The following is an 18,700-nucleotide window of genomic DNA, read 5'->3' as shown; positions in this document are numbered from 1 at the left end:
GGGGATAACCTCCAGATGTTGGGTTATAGTAGGGCGGGAAGTTACCCGGCGCATTATTGTTTATAGGCAATGTGGCAGACGGTTCGGTTGGATATTGAACTGCTGGGGTTTCTACCTTTTCCAATTCCGGCGGTTTGGGCTTTACCAACAACGCGCCACAATAGTAGCAAACCTTTGCCCCTTCCCTGTTTTCTTTGCCACACTTGTAACAAGTAGTTGAAGTAGTTTCATCGCTGGAAACCTGATCCCCAACCTTCTCAATCGGGGTTGGCTCAGGTGGTTTTTGGTTTACCAGCAACGCGCCACAATAGTAGCAAACCTTTGCCCCTTCCCTGTTTTCCTTACCGCATTTAATACAAAACATCCTTGATCCGTTTCTTTTGGATTCTTACCGTTTGTCTGGAAATGATAATAATTCATATCTACGCCAAGCGCAAGGTTAAGACTTGCTAGAGAGGTCAATACAGAGGTATCCGGTGTAGTATTTTTCACTACCCTCGCCAACACTTTGAGCTTGGCTTTTATGCGCTTGACACCCTTATCCGAAGGTCAAAGCAGTATTAGACCCTTAGACCAGCACCAAAAAGAAGCAAGGGCAAAAATTAATCATAGAAATAAGGTAACAGACCCAAAAGTAATAGGTACTTTCAGCCTATTATTTATAGATTATGATTTACGTCATACTAATTGTAATGTTGGGGAGTTATTATTTAAGTAGATAAATTATAAAGTAACGTAGTTATCACAAGACAAATGGGACAGGGACTTGAAACGGGTAACCATATGAATAGTCGTAATAATCAAAAAATCAATAGCGTTTTCACCTTAACTGGTGCGGTTGTAACCGCAGCTTACCTGTATTTTATGGGTAGTTTCAACTACAATGTAATTGCACCGCTCTTTATTATTCTGGTAGCAGCCCTAGTAGCCCGATATTTTACTCGCAAAGCGCTTGAGCATAACCTTCATCCGGTGGTATGGTTGTTGTTAGCTCCTCTTTTCTTTGCAATTGCAGCTTTCGGAATATGGAGCAGTTGCGTGATAGGCGCTCAAATTTTGAATAATGCGGTAAAAGCAGCCCCATCCGTAGATTTTATAGAACTTGTTACCGGGATTTTCACTCGTGGCATTGCTTATGCTCAGATGGGCTTACTGATAGGGATTGCGTGGGCGCTTCCTTCCTCACTGGCTATAGCTGCCCTTAAAGCTACGCATCACATAGAGACTAAAAACCCGGTTGGGGTTTACCAATTCAAAAATGAAACTCTCTCCTAAATTATATGAATTTCTCTCCTTCTGAGCCGGCGGTCTAAACAATCGCCGGGTTTTTTATTTTCCCTTTCTGGATGAATAAAAACCCTCAAAATAAACTTTTGCCGATTCCTTCACAACGCACTAATCATTGCTAAAAGAAGTTATAAATAAGGATATATAAATGGTAGTTTGCTTATTAACCGTTGCAGTTGCTAACTGATTGGACTAGAATAAACACGCAAATTTATTTTTATGAGGCTGCGCGGTTTGCATGTTGGTTTCAGGGCTTTGTTCCAACCTGCGCCGAGTAGCTTTTAGGAAGGATACTAAATACATGCTTCAAATAAATAATCGGGTTTTACCTGACATTCAGAGCAGACCTGATAAAAGAAACATCGCCATCAATAAAGTCGGTATCAAGGATATTCGATTTCCCATCGCAGTGAAAGAACGCGACAACGGTTTGCAACACACCGTTGGAGACATCAATATGTATGTGTCCCTCCCTAAAGAATTCAAAGGCACACATTTGAGTCGTTTTGTCGCAATTCTTAATCAATTTGAAGGGGAAATCGAGCCAGCCAATATAGAAACAATTCTCACCACTATGCGCGAAAAACTGACCGCAGATGAAGCACATTTTGAGATAGCTTTTCCTTATTTTCTAACCAAAGAAGCTCCTGTCAGCCGTATCAAAAGCTTGCTGGAGTATAAATGCGGATTCTCAGCAATGCAGGGACCCGATGGTAGCACCGACCTTATCACGATGGTTGAAGTTCCGGTTACAACTTTATGCCCTTGCTCGAAAGAAATTAGCGAGTATGGCGCACATAACCAGCGCAGTTTTGTGACCATTAAAATCCGATCTAACGTATTAGTCTGGTTAGAAGACCTAATCAGTATCGCCGAGCAAAGTGGAAGTTGTGAGGTGTATTCGCTGATTAAGCGAGTGGACGAGAAGTACGTAACCGAACGCGCCTATGAAAACCCCAAATTTGTTGAAGATGTGGTGCGTGATTTGACTCAGGTTTTGCTCGATGACCCCCGTATTGACTGGTTCACAGTGGAAAGCGATAACGACGAAAGCATTCACAATCACAATGCCTACGCCTTTATCGAGATGGACAAACGTCCACAAGCTCAATAATCTTTCGCCCCTTCAGCTTCTTGAGGGGGCTTTTTTATTACACATAACTGTCCAGCAATTCTTTCATCTCACGATATAGCTCTTGCCGTCGCGCAAAGTACATATTTGCTGCACCGCTGCTGCTTGGCGTAACGAAAAGAGGCTTACCTGCCACTGTATCTTGCTGCAAACCAAAGCCTGGCAGTTTCTTATTGAAATAATAGCAATATAGCTTCATGCCGTTAAAGCATATCAGTTTGGGGCTATAGCGTTTAACTTTTTCGTCCAGCCCTTCAATTCCGGCGCGATATACGGAAGCGGGTACTTTGCTTTCGTTGGCAGACGGGATATGTAGTACGAAATTGGTCAGCCCAATACCGTATTGCGGTAACAAGCCGTCCTCATCCGGCTTGAGCAAGCGCGGGGTCAGTCCCGATTGATACAGCAAGCGGTAAAAGTTGTTGACGGGGTTGGCGTAGTGATGCCCTTTATCCCACGACACCAGCGAGGGGTTAAAGCCCACTATTAACAGTTTTACCCCCGGTTCGAGAATGTCAGAAAGTTCTGTTCTTGATGAAATCATGATTTTTCAGATTCAAAAAATAGAAGGTCAAAAGAAAAAGGGATGGGGACGATTATCCCGCATCCCTCACATTTCTGGTAAAAGCTATTCGCGCTCAACCACCACCGCGATACCCTGCCCACCGCCGATGCAAAGGGTGGCAAGACCGGTGCGCTTGCCCAAACGCTGCAAGCCGTAAAGCAAGGTGACAATGATTCGTGCGCCGCTCGCTCCAATCGGATGACCTAACGCAATCGCACCACCGCTAACGTTTACGATGTCACCGTTCAAGCCCAGTCCTTTACCAACGGCACAAGCCTGCGCTGCAAAAGCTTCATTGGCTTCTACCAGTTCAATATCGGAAGCGGTCAGCCCGGCTTTCTCAAGGGCTTTCTTGCTGGCAGGAACTGGTCCGATGCCCATAACGCGAGGTTCAACCCCAGCGCTGGCATATCCGCGAATTGTCGCCAGCGGTTTCAAGCCCAGCGATTCGGCTTTAGCGCGGCTCATTATTACCAAGGCAGCAGCACCATCATTTATGCTGCTGGAATTACCCGCCGTTACAGTACCGCCATTCGTTTGAAATGCTGGTTTCAGCTTGGTAAGACCTTCAAGAGTAGTATCGCCGCGTACACCCTCGTCAGTATCAAACTGAACGGTTTCTTTTTTAGTCTTGATTTCTACCGGCACGATTTCAGCCTTGAAGTGACCCGACGCGATAGCCGCCGCCGCTCGTTGCTGGCTGCGTAAGGCAAATTCGTCCTGTTCTTGGCGAGAAATGTCATATTCTTTAGCTACGTTCTCGGCAGTGATACCCATGTGGTAATTTTCGAATATATCCCACAAACCGTCATTGACCATCGAGTCAATGATTTCGCCATTACCCATACGATACCCGTTGCGAGCTTTGGGCAGCAAGTAAGGCGCTTGGTTCATATTTTCAAGACCACCGGCTACTACTATATCGGCATCGCCTAATTGCACCGCCTGAGCCGCTAAAATAACCGCTTTCATACCGCTACCGCAGACTTTATTTATGCTCAAAGCAGGTATGGTTACAGGCAAGCCTGCTTTCAGGGTAGCCTGACGAGCCGGATTCATGCCCTGACCGGCTTGCAAAACGTTTCCCATTATTACTTCGCTAATCTGGTCCGGCTTGATGTCAGCGCGGCGCAACGCCTCTGAAATCACAATAGCGCCCAACTTACTAGCAGGTGTATCTGCCAAAGTACCGCCAAACTTGCCAAGTGGGGTACGCACCCCGCTTACTATAACCGCATCGTTCTTGTTCTGAGCCATCTTTCTCAAACTCCTTTTATATTCTTAGATAAGGGTACACTACTTCTTAACGTCCAGTATAATAATTTTATTATAACAAACGCGGTAAAAGCTGTCATTCCTCAACATGCTCAAGAAGTTGATCCAGTCGAGTAATCACGGCAAAGGGCAGTATCTCAGGGGTAGGCTCTTCCTGTCTGAACTCATGCGTTAGGATAGCCCGCATACCATATTCTTGTGGGCCTTTTACATCCTCAATAAGCCTGTCGCCCACGAACAGACACTCCTCCGGCGTTACCGCCAGTCTTTCGCAAATAGCGGCATAAATACGAGGCGAGGGTTTGCGCCAACCCACTTCGCATGAAACAGCAAGCTGGTCAAATTGTTCCAGTAGCTTTACTTCCCGTAGGCTTTCATATACCACTTCGGTAAGGTTACAGAAATTAGAGCATAAGCCTAGCAGATAGCCGCGCTCTCGCAAGTGTTGAAGCGTGGGAAAAACGGTGGGACCTACTCGAACCAAATGCCGATATAGCAATTTGTGTTCCAACTCTAGCACCCTATGAATAAAGCAAGTATCTACCTCAAAACCTGTCGCCGCAAAAGCAATGCTGTACATTTCCAGTGCATCTTGCTCTCTTTCGATTTTATACTTCCAGACTTGCTCCATTTTGTTATAAACATGCTCTTTAATGGCAGCTCTCAGGTTTAGGAACGAAGGCAGGGAGGAAGTTTGAGAAGGATTTATCAGGGTACAATAAACTTCCTCCCAGACCGTTTCGGTATCACCGCTAGTGATATTGCCGCTTATCAGAGTGTCGCCCAAATCTAATAACACCGCTCTAATCGCCACTCTCACCCCTCCTTGACTTTAACTATCGCCCCGTATAGGAAATCCTGTAAACTGCATTTGCCAAGTCATCGCTTACCAAAAGGCTACCGTCTGCCGTCATCATTGGCATTACCGGGCGACCCCAGATTTGACCATTTACCAGCCAACCCGTTGCAAAATCTTCGTAGCTTACCGGGCGACCATCTTTAACCCGCAAGCGCACTACTTTATAGCCCGTCTTTTCGTTACGATTCCACGAACCGTGAAAGCCTACAAAGGCATCGCCCACATATTCTGACGGGAATTGTTTTCCGGTGTAAATATCAATACCAAGCGGTGCGCTGTGCGCCTGCATTGGCAAAACAGGCTTAGTGGTGGTATTGCAAAACGCCTGATCGCGCTTACCAAAGTTGCTATCCCACACACCATTACTATAACAGTAGGGCCAGCCATAATTTCCGCCATCTACCAAGATATTTATTTCTTCGGGTGGTATATTATCCCCGATAATATCGCGACCGTTTTCAGTTTCCCAGAGTTCGCCTGTAAACGGGTTCACCACCAGACCTACCCCGTTGCGTAGTCCGGTGGAAAATATGCGCCCGTTAGTGCCATCATCGTTAAATTGTAGTACCGAACCGCGCCGTGGGTCAGACTCCTCGCACACGTTGCAACTGCTACCAACTGAAAGATACATCTTGCCATCCTTGCCAAATACAACCGTGCGTGTGCGATGATTGCCGCCACCCGGTATTCCGGTAACGATGGTTTCTTTTTTGTCGGCGCGTTGTTGACCGGGTTGGTAAGCGAACCGCACCACACGAGTCATTTCCGCCACGTATAAGTAGGTAATACCATTGCTGGTATGAAATGCCAGACCATGCGGCGCATCCAACCCATCCGTGAAACTGACCCGCTCTGCCACCCCGTTGGTATCCTTTAGTAGCGCTACCTGACCGCTACCCATTTCGCTAACAAACACTACCCCATCCGGGCTGAGGGTCATAAAGCGCACCCCTTCATCCAGCAAGGCGTAAAGTGAAGCAGAAAACCCGGCGGGTAAATTCAAGGTGTGGGAGACAGTAAAACTGCGCTTGCGTAATTGCTCTGGTATCTGCAACTGCACAGACACTAAACCACCCGCAGGCATAGCCGCAGTTGGAGCAGGTCCCGAAGGATAAACATTTCCGATTGTTGGAGTTGGCTTTGGGCTTGTCGCTACCGTAGAAGCGATTATAGCGGCGGTGGTTGGCGTGATAGCAGTCGTAGCAATAGTAGCAGCGGTTTGAAGCGCCGTAGTCGTGTTAGAAATATTAGTAGTGGCAAGCGTAGTAAGAGCGGGAGTAAGGGTAGCAGAGGCTTCGCTGCCGCATGCTACCAGTAAATTAATGATAGCAAATAGTGCCAAAATTAATGCCAAAGGCTTAAATCTATTTGAAATCACATTAGACCTCTTTATTTTGAACTTTCAGGCGAAGAGTAAAGCCGCTCCCTATAAATATAGGCTTCTACCGAAGGCGGAACAAGATAACGAATCGACTCACCTTTCTGCACATACTGGCGAATCTGGTTTGCTGCCAATTGTATCATAGCAGAGTCAAGCAACACCATGCGGCTTTGAATTTCAGGAAATCGCTCTTTTAAATCATCGAGATTAAGGTTATAGCCGGGACGACTCACCACCGCGAGCTGAGCCAGTTCAAGCACTTTTTCCGGTTTATGCCAATTTACCAGTTCGGAAGCAGCATCCGCACCGATTATAAAGTATAACTCGGAGTCTTTGAATTCAAGGCTAAGTTCTTCCAGCATATCAGCAGTATAAGAATAACCAACCCGGACAGCATCCACCATTGAAAGCTCAAAGAGCGAATTTCCTTCTATAGCCAGCCGTACCATTTCAAGGCGATGATACGCCTCAGTGACCAGTTGGTTGCGTTTATGGGGCGGATTACCCGCCGGAACAAATAAGACCTTATCTAAACCAAGCCGCCAAGCGACTTCCTGCGCTATAATCAAATGCCCGGTATGAATCGGGTCAAAAGTGCCGCCAATTATGCCGATACGCTGCAATAATCTCTGCCTCTCTATTCAATTGAAAGTATTTCCGCTTCCGGCAAAAGTAGTCTGATTGCATAGCCAGCCAGCGTACCAAATTGTTGGTCGGTGGTATAGGAAACCGGAAGTTCAATTCTAATCAGCATCCTATCACCCCGGATTCTTTCTAGATAGAGTGCAGGTTCACCACGACTGAACTCATCCACTTTTTCAAGTTTTTGAACTGCTTCTTTAACTTGCGCCCTTAAATCCTCATAGGAAATAGTAGCGGGCAACATAAGGCGCAAGATTACCTGCTTTTTATCCCCATCAGATTGATTGGTGACAATTTCTGAAAAAAGAATGAAGTTAGGAATTATCAGTGGTATATCGGTTAGAGTCCTCAAATGAGTGGTGCGAATATGAATGCCGGTTACGCGCCCTTCCACCTCTTTTACCTTGATAATATCTCCAATTTTGAAAGGCTTTTCCAACAATATCCAGATTCCCGCAATAATACTTAATATTACATCACGAAGGGCAATGCCAAGTCCGGCGCCGACAAAGCCCAGAAAGGTAAATATATTATTGATTGAAGCACCAGTCAGAAAAGTTATAGCTAATAGGAGTGCGAGCGTAAGGAACGACATGTAGGCTATATTGCCAAGCAGCACTCCCAGATTAGGGTTGCGGCTATTGCGGACGGCAAATTTCTGAAGGGCGCGTCGAGAGATATGACCAAGCCACAATAACAAGAGCAACCAAAACAAAAATACAAATATTGACAGCAGGATGTCCACCAGCGAGTTGCCCGATTTTCCAGTTGTAAAATACTTTACCAATTCATCCCAGATTTCGCCCACCGGCTTTTTCCTTGTTCTCCTTGATTAGTAAGCTTTATTTAGGCATTTGAAGCAAATCAAATTCGGACGAAGCGACCCAATTACGATTTATACATTGCGAGTAATCCGCATTGGCAAGCGGGCAAGCAATGGCATAATTCACCACCAAACGGTATTTCCCATCCACATAAAAACTCTGACCCTTATAAGGACTCGCTTTCAGAAACTCGAATGATAGATTATATTCAAGACCGGGTTTAAGTTCAAGCGGTTGGGGCTTGGTTCCGCATGGACGCGCCGCAGCAATATTTATCCAAGTAGAATTTTCATTGCGCTGTAAAATCGTGCCTTCACAAGAACTGATGTAAATAGTAGTTCTGCCAGTATTTAGAACGAATAGTACCACCTTTGGGGGTGGGTCTTTCTGACGAGAATAATCCACCTGTCCCAAAAACAATTGCAGATTTATTATTTGTTGCGGGTCAACGGTTGGGACAGGTATAGGCGTTCCGCCGTTGACTGCATTGATAGCATCCTGCACATACTGGCTTTTATTACCTTGTTCAGGCGCATCATCGCAAGCACTCAAAAGAAAAGTAACCGACACCACTAACACCAATATTAGTTTTCGCAGACGTTCCATAAGCGCCTCCTCGAAACTGCCCAGAAGCAGTTGCCGGGCTTTTAGCTGGTTAGTTCGCGTACAACCTCACTTACCAGTTTTCCATCCGCTTTGCCTTTAAATTCTTTCGCCGCTAAAGGCATCACTTTCTTGAATTCTTTGCCTTCCCGCTCAATTATAGAGCTTACAAGCTGAACAATTTCATCCCGCGTAAGTTGAAGAGGCAAATATACTTCAAAGATTCGTATTTCAGCCTCTTCCTTCTCTGCCAAATCCTCGCGATTGCCCTTTCGGAACTGCTCAATCGACTCTCGCCGCTGTTTGATTTCCTTAGCTACTACTCCAAGATAATCATCTTCCGTAATTGGCTTGCCGTAGAGCGGGCTTTTTGAGTCGGTGTGGTCAAGCTCAAAACGCTGAATTGCCGCCTTTATCAAACGCACAGCATCGGTACGAGCTTTGTCGCCACCTTTCATCGCAGCAACCATATCCGCTTGTAATTGTTCTTTCAAACCCATTGTTAGCATCTCTCCTTAGAAATTAAAAAATCCGGCTCACCTGAACCGGATTTCATTATACCATTTTGATTTCCCAGTCCAATGGGAAATTGGTCAGAGGCTAACTTCCGGTTGCGGCAATTACTGCCTTGCGTCTCCCCCTACCTCGTTTGGGAGGAGTTGTGGGAGTCTCATCCCCTGCGTTAATAGCCACTTCCTTACCGCCGATGCTAATAACCCGGTTGGGGTCAGAATGGCGCGTTTGTGCATTAAGCTGGGTATAAATCTGGGTGGTACTGATGCTAGCATGCCCCAGTAATTCCTGTACCCTTCTAAGATTCTCACCGTCTCCCAGCATATGAGCGGCGAAGCTATGCCGCAAAGTATGAGGAGTAATATCTGAAATTCCGGCTTGATTGGCATAGGCTTTCAAAATTAGCCAGAAGCCCTGACGAGTCAACCTTTTGCCGCGATGATTAACAAAAATGGCAATTTCGTTATTCGTACCCACCAAATGAGGACGTACCACATTTAAATACGCTACAAGGCTAAGGTGTTGTTCCTCAGGAATTGGAATCATGCGCGATTTATTAGATTTACCCAAACACTTAACCTTGCCACCTGCCAAATCAACATCTTCCAAATCTAATGAAACCAATTCGGTAACACGCATCCCGGTAGCATACAACAACCCAAGCATCGCTTTATCACGCACTGCCTCAGGGGTTTGGTGCTTATCAGGCTGCTCTAACAAAAGATGGATTTCGTTTACCGAAATAGCTTTTGGCAGGTATTTGTTAACTTTAGGCGAATCAAGGTGTTCGGTTGCGTCAAAATCAACCACTCCATGAGCTGCCAGATAATGAAAGAAGGACTTGATAGCTGCAATTTTGCGTGCTACAGTAGAAGTAGCATAGGCGCGTTCCTTAAGAAACATAATGTAATCCATAATATCCTCTTTACCGATTTCATGCCAGTCGGTAAGAGCTTTGTTTCTTTCGGATATTCCTAGCTTACGTCCCTGAACCCCACCTGCGACAACTTTATCTTCAGCAGCAATTTCCAGTTCCGAACCATAATCACTATCATAATGCCGACCATTAATTAGCTTAACCGGTTCAGCCATATGAACATAATGCCCATTGGTTCCGTTGGAAGGCTCAGCAGTATGCCGCTTCCGCGCATTTGAGCGTTTTGCGCCACTTCCATTGGACTCAAAAGGGTAATCAAGTTGGGTCACGTTATCGGCAATTAACTCTAGGTTGATTTCATTCTGAAGAAATTGCCGAAACTGGGTCAAATCGTTACTGTATGCCGCTAAAGTGTTGTCAGAAAAGTCCTTCTCGTCCGTAAGAGACTTAAGGAATTCGTCAATCCTTTTCTGCATCATATACACCCTCTTTTAACGCAAGGCTTTTAATTGATGTTATTTTAGCACATTATGTAAAACGAGAAAAGGGGTTTAAGGGTATTTTTATAACGAATTTTATGTCAATTTTACTACCTCCTGAATGTATATACATTCAGTTGCGCGGTATAGTGAGTTTGTTTTGATTCTAATTCAGCCTGAATCAGCATGCTGATTGATTCATGAATCGATTCAGTGAATCAACCGCTGAATCATCTCAGCCCTCTACCAATGCCCTTGTGGTACAATTTCAGGGTAAATAGAAAGGGTAGCAAGGTAACGCATGATTGACCAATTAGACGAGGCAATGCGCCTCTATTATCATGAAACCGCCGCCGAATATGAGGATTATTGGACTCGGCATGGCAAATTTTACGAGCCTTCTTCCAACGCCATTTTTCTGGCGCAAGTTCACGAACTCAGCAGAGAAGTGACCTATTTCGCCGCGAGTTTGCCGCATACTAGCGGAATACGCGCTCTTGACCTTGCCTGCGGCACGGGTTGGTGGTTTTCGCATCTCGCCCGTACGTTACCTTCTGACGCACATATTGTAGCTTTAGATTGGTCGAGCGCAATGCTAGAAATGGCGCATTCTAGGCTTTTGGAACTGGAATTGGTTAATGGGGTTAGCTTGCTACAGGGGGATGCTTACCAACTCCCTTTTGACAGTCACAGTTTTGATGGCGTTTTGCTGAGCTTTTGGCTTGGGCATGTTCCAAACGATAGAACAGCAGAGTTTTTGCAAGAAGTTAAAAGAGTTTTGCGTACGGGTGGTCATATCCTTGTGCTTGAGTCTGCGCCGTTTCCCAACCAATCGGAGGAGGAGATGCAGCAACACGAATTCAAGGATGGGCGTGTTAGAGGAATACTCAAAATTCGCTATAGCCCAGAGCGTTTAAAATTGCTGCTAGAAGAAGTAGCGGGTGTAGGTAAAGCCAGCGCCCGCTTGACTACCCGTGAACTATTTGTGATGGGATGGGCGCAACTATAGCCGCTTGAATTTGAGCTATCAGAATACTGAAAGCAATCCCACCTATTGCAGTGCATATCCGAGCGTTATACCAAAGCTGCCCACAAAATTTAGAACGCAACGCAACTAAAAAGAGGGGCTTTTATCGCCCCTGCTTTTATAATTCCAACTCTAAATAATTATCTTGCTTGCGAAAGTCGAGGAAGAACATATCTTTCGGTGGCTGCGGCAATTCTATCCACTTTGGGCATAAGTTTCGCAAAATTCTCCAGAGTAAGCGATTGGGGACCATCGCTGAGAGCGTGGTCAGGGTTTGGATGCACTTCAATGATTAAGCCATCAGCGCCACAAGCTATTGATGCCATCGCCATCGGTTCTACCAAATACCATTTGCCGGTAGCATGGCTAGGGTCGGCGATTACCGGCAGGTGGCTCAACTTCTTCACCAACGGTACGGCGCTTAAGTCAAAGATATTGCGGGTCATTGTATCGTAGCCCCGAATGCCACGCTCACAAAGCATTACTTCTTTATTGCCCGCGTTAAGGATGTATTCCGCCGCCAACAACCATTCTTCGATAGTTGCGCTAATGCCGCGCTTGAGCAACACAGGCTTATTGCTACGACCACATTCCTCCAATAGCAAAAAGTTTTGCATATTGCGTGCGCCGATTTGCAAAATATCGGCATATTGCGCTACCAACTCAACATCTGCCGGAGTTAGCACTTCGGTAATAACCGGAAGCCCGGTCTCGGCGCGGGCGGCTGCCAGCAATTTCAGCCCATCTTCTCCCATTCCTCGGAATTGGTAAGGAGAGGTACGAGGCTTGAATGCTCCGCCACGCAAAATACGAGCGCCCGCCGCTTTAACGGCGCGAGCAGTGGTAATAATTTGCTCCTCGTTCTCCACCGAGCAAGGTCCTGCCATCACCACCACTGCATCGCCACCGATTTCGACATCACCCACCTTAAAGGTAGTTGAAACCGGATGAAATTCACGGCTGGCGAGCTTGTATTTTTTGCTAACAGGTATTACCGATTCCACCGCTTCTACCGAACTTAACATATCGGCTAAATCCTGTCTGAAAGACGAGCCGACTACACCAACAACGGTACGTTCAGCGCCAAAAATGGGATGTGCAATCAAGCCCTGTTCCTCTATACGCTTAATAATTTCTTGGACTTCATGTTCAGGGGTACCGGTTTTCATCACTACAATCATCGAAAGCTTTCCTTTCTTGCCCTAGGTGATGCAATCTGCCTTCATCTAGGCTAACAACGTATGTTGTTAAAGATTATAAACGTTTTAAGCATGAAAAAAACAAAACAATCTGGTTCGGCGGGTTTAGTAACGCCAACCACGCCAGCGTTCGGGGAATTTTATGCAGTGATGGGGTAAATTTACCGGGAAATAAAAAAACCCTCGCCCCTTAGCTGTCACTGCGCCTTGCTCCCTTGAGCTTGCAGTGTAAGGACGAGAAGCCTCAAAACCATCTCGTGGTACCACCTTACTTTGCTGTAACATTTCTGCCACAACCTTGACAGCTACGCCCCCGCTCTGAAAAGTGGGTTGAATAGCCCGTCGCTGTAACGGGCGCACCCGGATGAAATTACTTGCGGCATTTGACCGCTTTGCATCATCGACTCCAGAGGGTAATTCGCTTACAACCAGTGCTGCGGTTTCGCACCCATCAACCGCTCTCTGAAAGTTACCGGGCTGTGCTACTAGGTCTCTTTCACCGTCAATAACCTTATTTGATTGTGGAAGATTATGGCATGATAGCATAGCCGTTGTCAATACTATTCTGGTAACGTTAAGACTATAGGGTCGCCATCGGTAATCGCTATCGTATGTTCAAAGTGAGCCGAAAGTGAGCCGTCGGCGGTCACTACCGTCCATTTATCGGGCTTGACGCGGGTCTGGTGAGTGCCAAGGTTAATCATCGGTTCAATCGCCAGCACCATGCCGCGCCGAAGAGCCATTCCACGGGTTTGTTGTCGGTTATGCGGCACATTTGGGTCTTCGTGCATGCGATGACCAACCCCATGACCACAATAATCGCGAACAATGCCGTATCCGAACTTATCCACGTAATCAGCTATAGCATTTGAAATATCAAATAAATAATTACCAAGCCGCATCTTTTCGATAGCAATATGAAGCGACTGTTCGGTTACTTCTACCAATTTCCGGGCTTCATCTGATACTTTTCCAACCATAAAGGTGCGAGCGGTATCCCCAACCCAATCCTTATAAGTTGCGCCAATATCAATTCCGATAATATCGCCTTCTTTTAAAGCGCGTTTGCTTGGAATACCATGTACGATTTCTTCATTGAAAGAGATACAAATCGTGCTGGGATAGCCGTTGTAACCTCTGAATTTTGGGTCATAGCCGCGCTGTCCGGGGTCGTAACCCTTAAAAGTGGGGGTACCACCCTGCGAGCGGATTGTCTCCTCGGCAATTTTATCCAATTCATTAGCGGTTATGCCGGGACGAATATTTTTTTCCAGCACATCCAGCGTATGTCCTGCAATGCGTCCGGCTTCACGCATTTCAGCTATTTCGGCTTTCGTTTTGCAGATAACCATCTCTCTAAAAATTTTCCTCTCGAAAACTAAACAAACTAATATTCTGGCATTTTGATTTTAAAAGATTTGGCAAGCCTTAATTTTTGCTCGCCCCGGTCAGATTTCTGATAAAGTTTGCGCCTGTTTCTATCAATTGGCTCTCCGGTGCTTTCTCAATAGCATCCAACAAAGCGCTGGCGCAAACCGCCCCATCTGCCAACTCAGTAGCCTGAACAAAATGTTCGTGACGACTGATACCGAAACCTATTACCAGCGGTTTGTCGCTAAAACTACGCACCCGGTTTATATATTCAGGCAGATAGGCAGGCAAACTTGTACGCGCTCCCGTAACTCCGGTAATCGAAACGCAATAGATAAAGCCGCTGGCAACCTCTGCCGCTTTTCGGATTCGCTCATCGGTACTGGTAGGCGCAATAAACTGGATCAAGTCTATTTGCTTTTCCCGACACAAGCCCAACAACTCATTCGTTTCTTCCAAGGCTAAATCAGGCACAATCAAGCCATCAATCCCGACAGCCGCACATTCTTCAATATATTTGGCAGAACCATACGAAAAAATCGGGTTAAAATATCCCATAAAAAGCAAGGGTTTGTCGGTTTTCTGGCGAATCTCCCGTGCCACATCAAAACAAAATTGGCGAGTAACCCCATTTTCAAGCGCAATATGGCTGGCATGCTGTATAGTCGGACCATCTGCCAATGGGTCGCTGAAAGGTACGCCCAGTTCCACCATATCGGCTCCAGCTTCCAGCAACGCCAATACTAGTGGCACAGTATCCTCAAGATGCGGGAAACCTATAGTAACGTAGGCGATACACGCACCGCGACCCTCCGCTTTTATTTTTTCAAAGGCTGCTTCTATCCTGCTCATTATTTCCCACCCACTTGAGCCGGGGTTTCTTCTTTTTCGATTACTGAGCTGGAGAGCAAAAATCCGGTAATGAAACAAACTGTTGCAACGCCCGCCGCTTGGTAAACCTCGGCGCGGACTCCTTCATTTTTCACGCCCGGTAATCTGCCTATACCATCTGATGCAACTACCGCGCCTATAGAATAAACCCAAAATGCCGCCTCACGCGGTTTGTTGCGATGCGCCAAAATCCCAAGACCAAATGCCACATCTCGAACACCTATGGCACGAAGCAAAAAGTGACTAGCTTCTGGAGCTTTTACGCCCATCAGCTTGCTTAAAAATTTCGGTGAAACGATTCCGGTTATACCAACGCCGAGGGTTGCCAACCCTAATAATGAAGCGATTGTTTTTTTCATAACTTCTACATTCCCCTTATTTCAATAGCGCTACTACTTCATGAAAATCATCAAACTCGATACAGGGTATATTAGCCTCGTGGCATAATTGTGCAAGAGTGCTGCCCGTCACCGCAAAAACACGGTCGGCATGTTGTGCTGCCCGAAAATCATTGCGTCCATCACCTAGAAATATTACTTCTCGATCTCCATATTCGTGTTTGAGTTTTTCGAGAACAAACACTTTATAATTTTCACCTTCTTCAGGAGTCACTCCCGCCGGTAATTTGACTTTCCAATGTCCGTTTAATTCGGCGGTATAGGAGTAACAGGGGATTTCCGGCGACAAGTAGGGCTTTATATAAAAATCCAGCCCGCCGCTAACTACCGCGAAATGAAATTCCTTCTCCTTGCAAAATCCCACCAATTGTTCAAAGCCGGCACGATATTGTACTAGTGGACGTACATAATCCAGTAATTCTTTTTCCGGTGCGGAAATAGTTTCGTAACCTACTGCCATAAGCTCAAAATGGTTGAATTTGCCATCCCGAAAGGGAGGCAATAATTCTTCACGCCAATCATAATCGAGATAGTAATCCCAGATTAAATTAGTAATGTCCTGTTCGGTAATTGTGCCGTCAAAATCACAAAGTAGCAACATTAGTGTAACTTCACCCCGAAAGCGTCCGCTACCGTAAAAATATCTTTATCGCCGCGCCCTGAAAGCGTTGCCAGAATAATACTATTTTTTGGCAAAGTGGGGGCGAGTTTTTTGACATAGCCTAAAGTGTGCGAAGGCTCTAGCGCGGGGATAATCCCCTCGGTGCGGCACAGTAGCTTAAAGCCATCCAACGCTTCTTCATCGGTAATAGCTACATACTCAGCGCGTCCTATTTCTTTCAGGAAGCTATGTTCAGGTCCAACACCGGGGTAATCCAAACCCGCGCTGATACTATGGGTTTCAATTATTTGCCCGTTCTCATCCTGCAATAAATAAGACTTTGAACCATGCAAAACCCCAACCCTACCCGCAACCAATGTGGCGGAATGCTTGCCGCTCCCCACCCCGCTGCCACCGGCTTCCACCCCTATGAGCTTAACGCCTGCATCTTCCACGAAAGGATAGAAAGTGCCGATAGCGTTTGAACCGCCACCCACGCAAGCAAGCACGTAATCGGGCAAGCGTCCGGTTTGTTCCTGAATCTGCTGACGAGCCTCACTACCGATACAAGATTGAAAATCGCGCACCATCAGCGGATATGGGTGCATCCCTACCGCCGAACCGATTAAATAATGGGTGGTATTCACATTGGTGACCCAATCGCGGATAGCTTCGTTGATAGCATCTTTGAGGGTTTTGCTGCCGCTGGTAACGCTACGAACCTCCGCCCCTAACAACTTCATTCGGAATACGTTTAATGCCTGTCGCTGAATATCCACCTCGCCCATATAAACCACACATTCCAAGCCAAGCATGGCACAGACGGTAGCAGTCGCAACCCCATGCTGCCCCGCTCCGGTTTCGGCAATTACTCGCTTCTTACCCATGCGCTTGACCAGCAACCCCTGACCCAATGCGTTATTAATCTTGTGCGCCCCGGTATGCGCTAGGTCTTCTCGCTTCAGGTAGATTTGCGCCCCGCCCAGTTCCCGACTCAATCCCTTTGCATGGTAAAGAGCGGTCGGTCTGCCGATATAATCTTTCGCCAGTTGTTGCAATTCGGCATTAAAAGAAGGGTCTGCTTTAGCCGCCACATATGCTTCTTCCAATTCGGTAAGCGCGGGCATCAGGGTTTCGGGAGCGTATTTGCCGCCGAAACTGCCAAAATGTCCATGCGCATCCGGGTAATTATAATGGCTTTCATCGCCGGTTTGCTGGTCAGCCAATTGAGTCATTTTGCTCACTTCCTTAAAATGTTGAGTTATTTATCTTATTTTGCACGCTTAAAGCATGTTTCGCAAATTTTCTTATTTTTTCCAAGTCTTTTATACCGGGTTGGTCGTCCATCTCCACGCCACTGCTTACATCTACGCCCCATGGTTGCACTGCCGCTACCGCCTGCGCCACGTTCTCAGGAGTTAGCCCCCCCGCCAGAATCAAACGCCAAAACCGCGCAATCTCTCTCGCAATTTCCCAATCCCCCCGCTCACCCGTACCACCGTAAAAACCAGACTTGTAAGCATCGAGTAGTACAGTCACATTATCCAGTTCAGCGTAGGGAGCAACGGTAGCAAGCGCATCATCCAAAGTCAAAGGCGGTTTCAGACGAATGGATTTTATCACAGGACGCTCCTGAGCAACTACCCGGCATATCTCAACCGTTTCATCACCTGACAGTTGCAAGTAAGCCAACCCGCATTTTTCGGCAGTTTCAACCATTTCAGCCACGCTTACATTCACGAAAAGCCCTACTGACTTTGGCGCATCCCGCATTTGAAGCAACACGCTAGATATTTCATGAGCCATCTGTACCGTAAGGTAGCGAGGGCTGGGCGGATAAAACACCAACCCCACGAGAGACGCGCCGGATTGTGCTGCCACTTGCGCCGCTTCCAACGTCTTTACTCCACAGATTTTAACCTTAACTTTCGGCATTTCTGAAAAGCTCGTGAATCATGCTTTGAAGCGCATGTATATCTAAGCCCTGTGCAGTGGAAGCCGCCCGCATCAGCGACTCTCCCACCAGTGCAGCATGCACCCCCGTTTGCGCAAGCAAAGTTATATCTTCATTCCGGGCTATCCCGCTCTCACTGACGATAATCTTACCCGGCGGGATGTTCGGCACAAGCCGGGCGGTAGTTTGCAAATCTACCTCAAAAGTGTGCAAATTACGGTTGTTGATGCCGATTATATCTGCGCCAATGGACAAAGCCCGTTGCAATTCAGCCGCATCATGCACTTCTACCAACACGCCCAGCCCGAAGTTCTGCGCCTTTTCTTGAAGTATTGTAGCCGTTGCATCATCCAACGCTGCCATAATTAACAATATGGCATCAGCCCCATACGCCCGCGCTTGCAAGACCTGATATTCGTCAATTATAAAATCCTTACGCAAGATAGGCACACGCCCCCCGCTACTCTTTTTTGCTACCTCTATATAACTCAAATGACCCTGAAAAAACTTTTCATCGGTAAGAACAGACATCGCGCTTGCGCCTGCCGCGCTGTATGCCTCCGCGATTTTCTCAACGTCAAAATCCGACGCAATCAGCCCTTTGGAAGGAGAAGCCTTCTTAATCTCAGCTATTAATGCCACCGGAATATCAAAGCGCGGTTTTCGCAACGCAGCCGCAAAATCTAGTAGGGTCGGCAAAGCCTCCGCTCTCTCTAACAACGCTTTTTCAGGCTCGGTTAATTTAGCTTGCGCTACTTCCAGCCATTTTTGCTGGATTATTTCGTTTAGAATATCACTCATAGGTATCCAAAATGTTATTTA

21 protein-coding genes and 1 other annotated feature are annotated in these 18,700 nt (G+C 46.6%); of the genes, 3 read left to right on the top strand and 18 right to left on the bottom strand.

The features are described 5' to 3' along the window. Window positions 1-364 (bottom strand): zinc ribbon domain-containing protein (locus WCK19_RS12780; protein ID WP_342397774.1); only part of this gene is annotated, 364 nt, incomplete at its 3' end. Between the two features lie 419 nt (window positions 365-783). Between WCK19_RS12780 and WCK19_RS12775 the strand changes: the two genes are divergently transcribed. Continuing rightward, window positions 784-1,275, top strand: coding sequence for a hypothetical protein (locus WCK19_RS12775; RefSeq protein WP_342397773.1), 492 nt, complete (start codon window positions 784-786; stop codon window positions 1,273-1,275). A 313-nt stretch (window positions 1,276-1,588) separates the two neighbouring features. Next, the gene (folE2, locus tag WCK19_RS12770; RefSeq protein WP_342397772.1) at window positions 1,589-2,401 is read left to right on the top strand and encodes a GTP cyclohydrolase FolE2; all 813 of its coding nucleotides are present in this window, start codon (window positions 1,589-1,591) and stop codon (window positions 2,399-2,401) included. A gap of 37 nt (window positions 2,402-2,438) precedes the next feature. On the opposite strand, the gene WCK19_RS12765 is transcribed toward folE2, so the two are convergent. The 9 genes from WCK19_RS12765 to WCK19_RS12725 form a co-directional block, all read right to left on the bottom strand. After that, window positions 2,439-2,963, bottom strand: coding sequence for a mismatch-specific DNA-glycosylase (locus tag WCK19_RS12765; protein ID WP_342397771.1), 525 nt, complete (start codon window positions 2,961-2,963; stop codon window positions 2,439-2,441). A gap of 84 nt (window positions 2,964-3,047) precedes the next feature. Next, complete coding sequence (locus WCK19_RS12760; protein WP_342397770.1) at window positions 3,048-4,241, bottom strand: acetyl-CoA C-acetyltransferase; 1,194 nt, start codon at window positions 4,239-4,241, stop codon at window positions 3,048-3,050. Window positions 4,242-4,335: 94 nt separating this feature from the next. Next, window positions 4,336-5,073, bottom strand: a complete 738-nt coding sequence (locus WCK19_RS12755; protein WP_342397769.1) for an HAD family hydrolase — start codon at window positions 5,071-5,073, stop codon at window positions 4,336-4,338. Between the two features lie 22 nt (window positions 5,074-5,095). Then, window positions 5,096-6,496, bottom strand: coding sequence for a PQQ-dependent sugar dehydrogenase (locus WCK19_RS12750; protein ID WP_342397768.1), 1,401 nt, complete (start codon window positions 6,494-6,496; stop codon window positions 5,096-5,098). Window positions 6,497-6,507: 11 nt separating this feature from the next. Beyond that, window positions 6,508-7,122: a nicotinate-nucleotide adenylyltransferase gene (nadD, locus tag WCK19_RS12745; RefSeq protein ID WP_342397767.1), complete on the bottom strand. Its 615-nt coding sequence runs from the start codon at window positions 7,120-7,122 to the stop codon at window positions 6,508-6,510. A 14-nt stretch (window positions 7,123-7,136) separates the two neighbouring features. Then, window positions 7,137-7,949 carry a mechanosensitive ion channel domain-containing protein gene (locus tag WCK19_RS12740; RefSeq protein ID WP_342397766.1) on the bottom strand — a complete coding sequence of 271 codons (813 nt, stop codon included), beginning with the start codon at window positions 7,947-7,949 and terminating at the stop codon, window positions 7,137-7,139. A 34-nt stretch (window positions 7,950-7,983) separates the two neighbouring features. Beyond that, window positions 7,984-8,571 carry a hypothetical protein gene (locus WCK19_RS12735; protein ID WP_342397765.1) on the bottom strand — a complete coding sequence of 196 codons (588 nt, stop codon included), beginning with the start codon at window positions 8,569-8,571 and terminating at the stop codon, window positions 7,984-7,986. 41 nt (window positions 8,572-8,612) lie between these two features. After that, window positions 8,613-9,068: a GatB/YqeY domain-containing protein gene (locus tag WCK19_RS12730; RefSeq protein ID WP_342397764.1), complete on the bottom strand. Its 456-nt coding sequence runs from the start codon at window positions 9,066-9,068 to the stop codon at window positions 8,613-8,615. A 100-nt stretch (window positions 9,069-9,168) separates the two neighbouring features. After that, window positions 9,169-10,437: a tyrosine-type recombinase/integrase gene (locus tag WCK19_RS12725; RefSeq protein WP_342397763.1), complete on the bottom strand. Its 1,269-nt coding sequence runs from the start codon at window positions 10,435-10,437 to the stop codon at window positions 9,169-9,171. A 301-nt stretch (window positions 10,438-10,738) separates the two neighbouring features. Here WCK19_RS12725 and WCK19_RS12720 point away from each other — a divergent pair, with 301 nt between their 5' ends. Continuing rightward, a complete protein-coding gene (locus WCK19_RS12720; RefSeq protein ID WP_342397762.1) occupies window positions 10,739-11,446 on the top strand; it encodes a methyltransferase domain-containing protein in 708 nt (235 codons plus the stop codon). Window positions 11,447-11,604: 158 nt separating this feature from the next. Here WCK19_RS12720 and aroF read toward each other — a convergent pair whose 3' ends face one another. From aroF to trpC, 8 genes are all read right to left on the bottom strand, one after another. Then, window positions 11,605-12,645 carry a 3-deoxy-7-phosphoheptulonate synthase gene (gene aroF, locus WCK19_RS12715; protein ID WP_342397761.1) on the bottom strand — a complete coding sequence of 347 codons (1,041 nt, stop codon included), beginning with the start codon at window positions 12,643-12,645 and terminating at the stop codon, window positions 11,605-11,607. 245 nt (window positions 12,646-12,890) lie between these two features. Further along, window positions 12,891-13,172: a binding site (T-box leader), on the bottom strand. A gap of 51 nt (window positions 13,173-13,223) precedes the next feature. Next, entirely contained in the window at window positions 13,224-14,015 is a 792-nt protein-coding gene (map, locus tag WCK19_RS12710) for a type I methionyl aminopeptidase (protein WP_342397760.1), read from the bottom strand. Window positions 14,016-14,091: 76 nt separating this feature from the next. Continuing rightward, window positions 14,092-14,886 (bottom strand): tryptophan synthase subunit alpha, encoded by a 795-nt coding sequence (trpA, locus tag WCK19_RS12705; protein ID WP_342397759.1) that lies wholly within the window; start codon window positions 14,884-14,886, stop codon window positions 14,092-14,094. Beyond that, window positions 14,886-15,284 carry a DUF4267 domain-containing protein gene (locus WCK19_RS12700; RefSeq protein ID WP_342397758.1) on the bottom strand — a complete coding sequence of 133 codons (399 nt, stop codon included), beginning with the start codon at window positions 15,282-15,284 and terminating at the stop codon, window positions 14,886-14,888. Before WCK19_RS12700 ends, trpA begins: the two co-directional genes overlap by 1 nt. 16 nt (window positions 15,285-15,300) lie before the next feature. Further along, the gene (locus WCK19_RS12695; RefSeq protein WP_342397757.1) at window positions 15,301-15,924 is read right to left on the bottom strand and encodes an MtnX-like HAD-IB family phosphatase; all 624 of its coding nucleotides are present in this window, start codon (window positions 15,922-15,924) and stop codon (window positions 15,301-15,303) included. Further along, complete coding sequence (trpB, locus tag WCK19_RS12690; RefSeq protein ID WP_342397756.1) at window positions 15,924-17,159, bottom strand: tryptophan synthase subunit beta; 1,236 nt, start codon at window positions 17,157-17,159, stop codon at window positions 15,924-15,926. The genes WCK19_RS12695 and trpB overlap by 1 nt, the downstream gene beginning before the upstream one ends. A gap of 13 nt (window positions 17,160-17,172) precedes the next feature. Next, window positions 17,173-17,859, bottom strand: a complete 687-nt coding sequence (locus WCK19_RS12685) for a phosphoribosylanthranilate isomerase (protein ID WP_342397755.1) — start codon at window positions 17,857-17,859, stop codon at window positions 17,173-17,175. Beyond that, a complete protein-coding gene (gene trpC / locus WCK19_RS12680; RefSeq protein WP_342397754.1) occupies window positions 17,846-18,679 on the bottom strand; it encodes an indole-3-glycerol phosphate synthase TrpC in 834 nt (277 codons plus the stop codon). Before trpC ends, WCK19_RS12685 begins: the two co-directional genes overlap by 14 nt. Between the last annotated feature and the right edge of the window lie 21 nt (window positions 18,680-18,700).

Origin of the sequence: Candidatus Chlorohelix sp., assembly GCF_037138995.1 — a bacterium.
Lineage (GTDB): Bacteria > Chloroflexota > Chloroflexia > Chloroheliales > Chloroheliaceae > Chlorohelix.
Note: the sequence above shows the minus strand (reverse complement) of the source record. Positions and strands in the feature narration are given on the sequence as shown.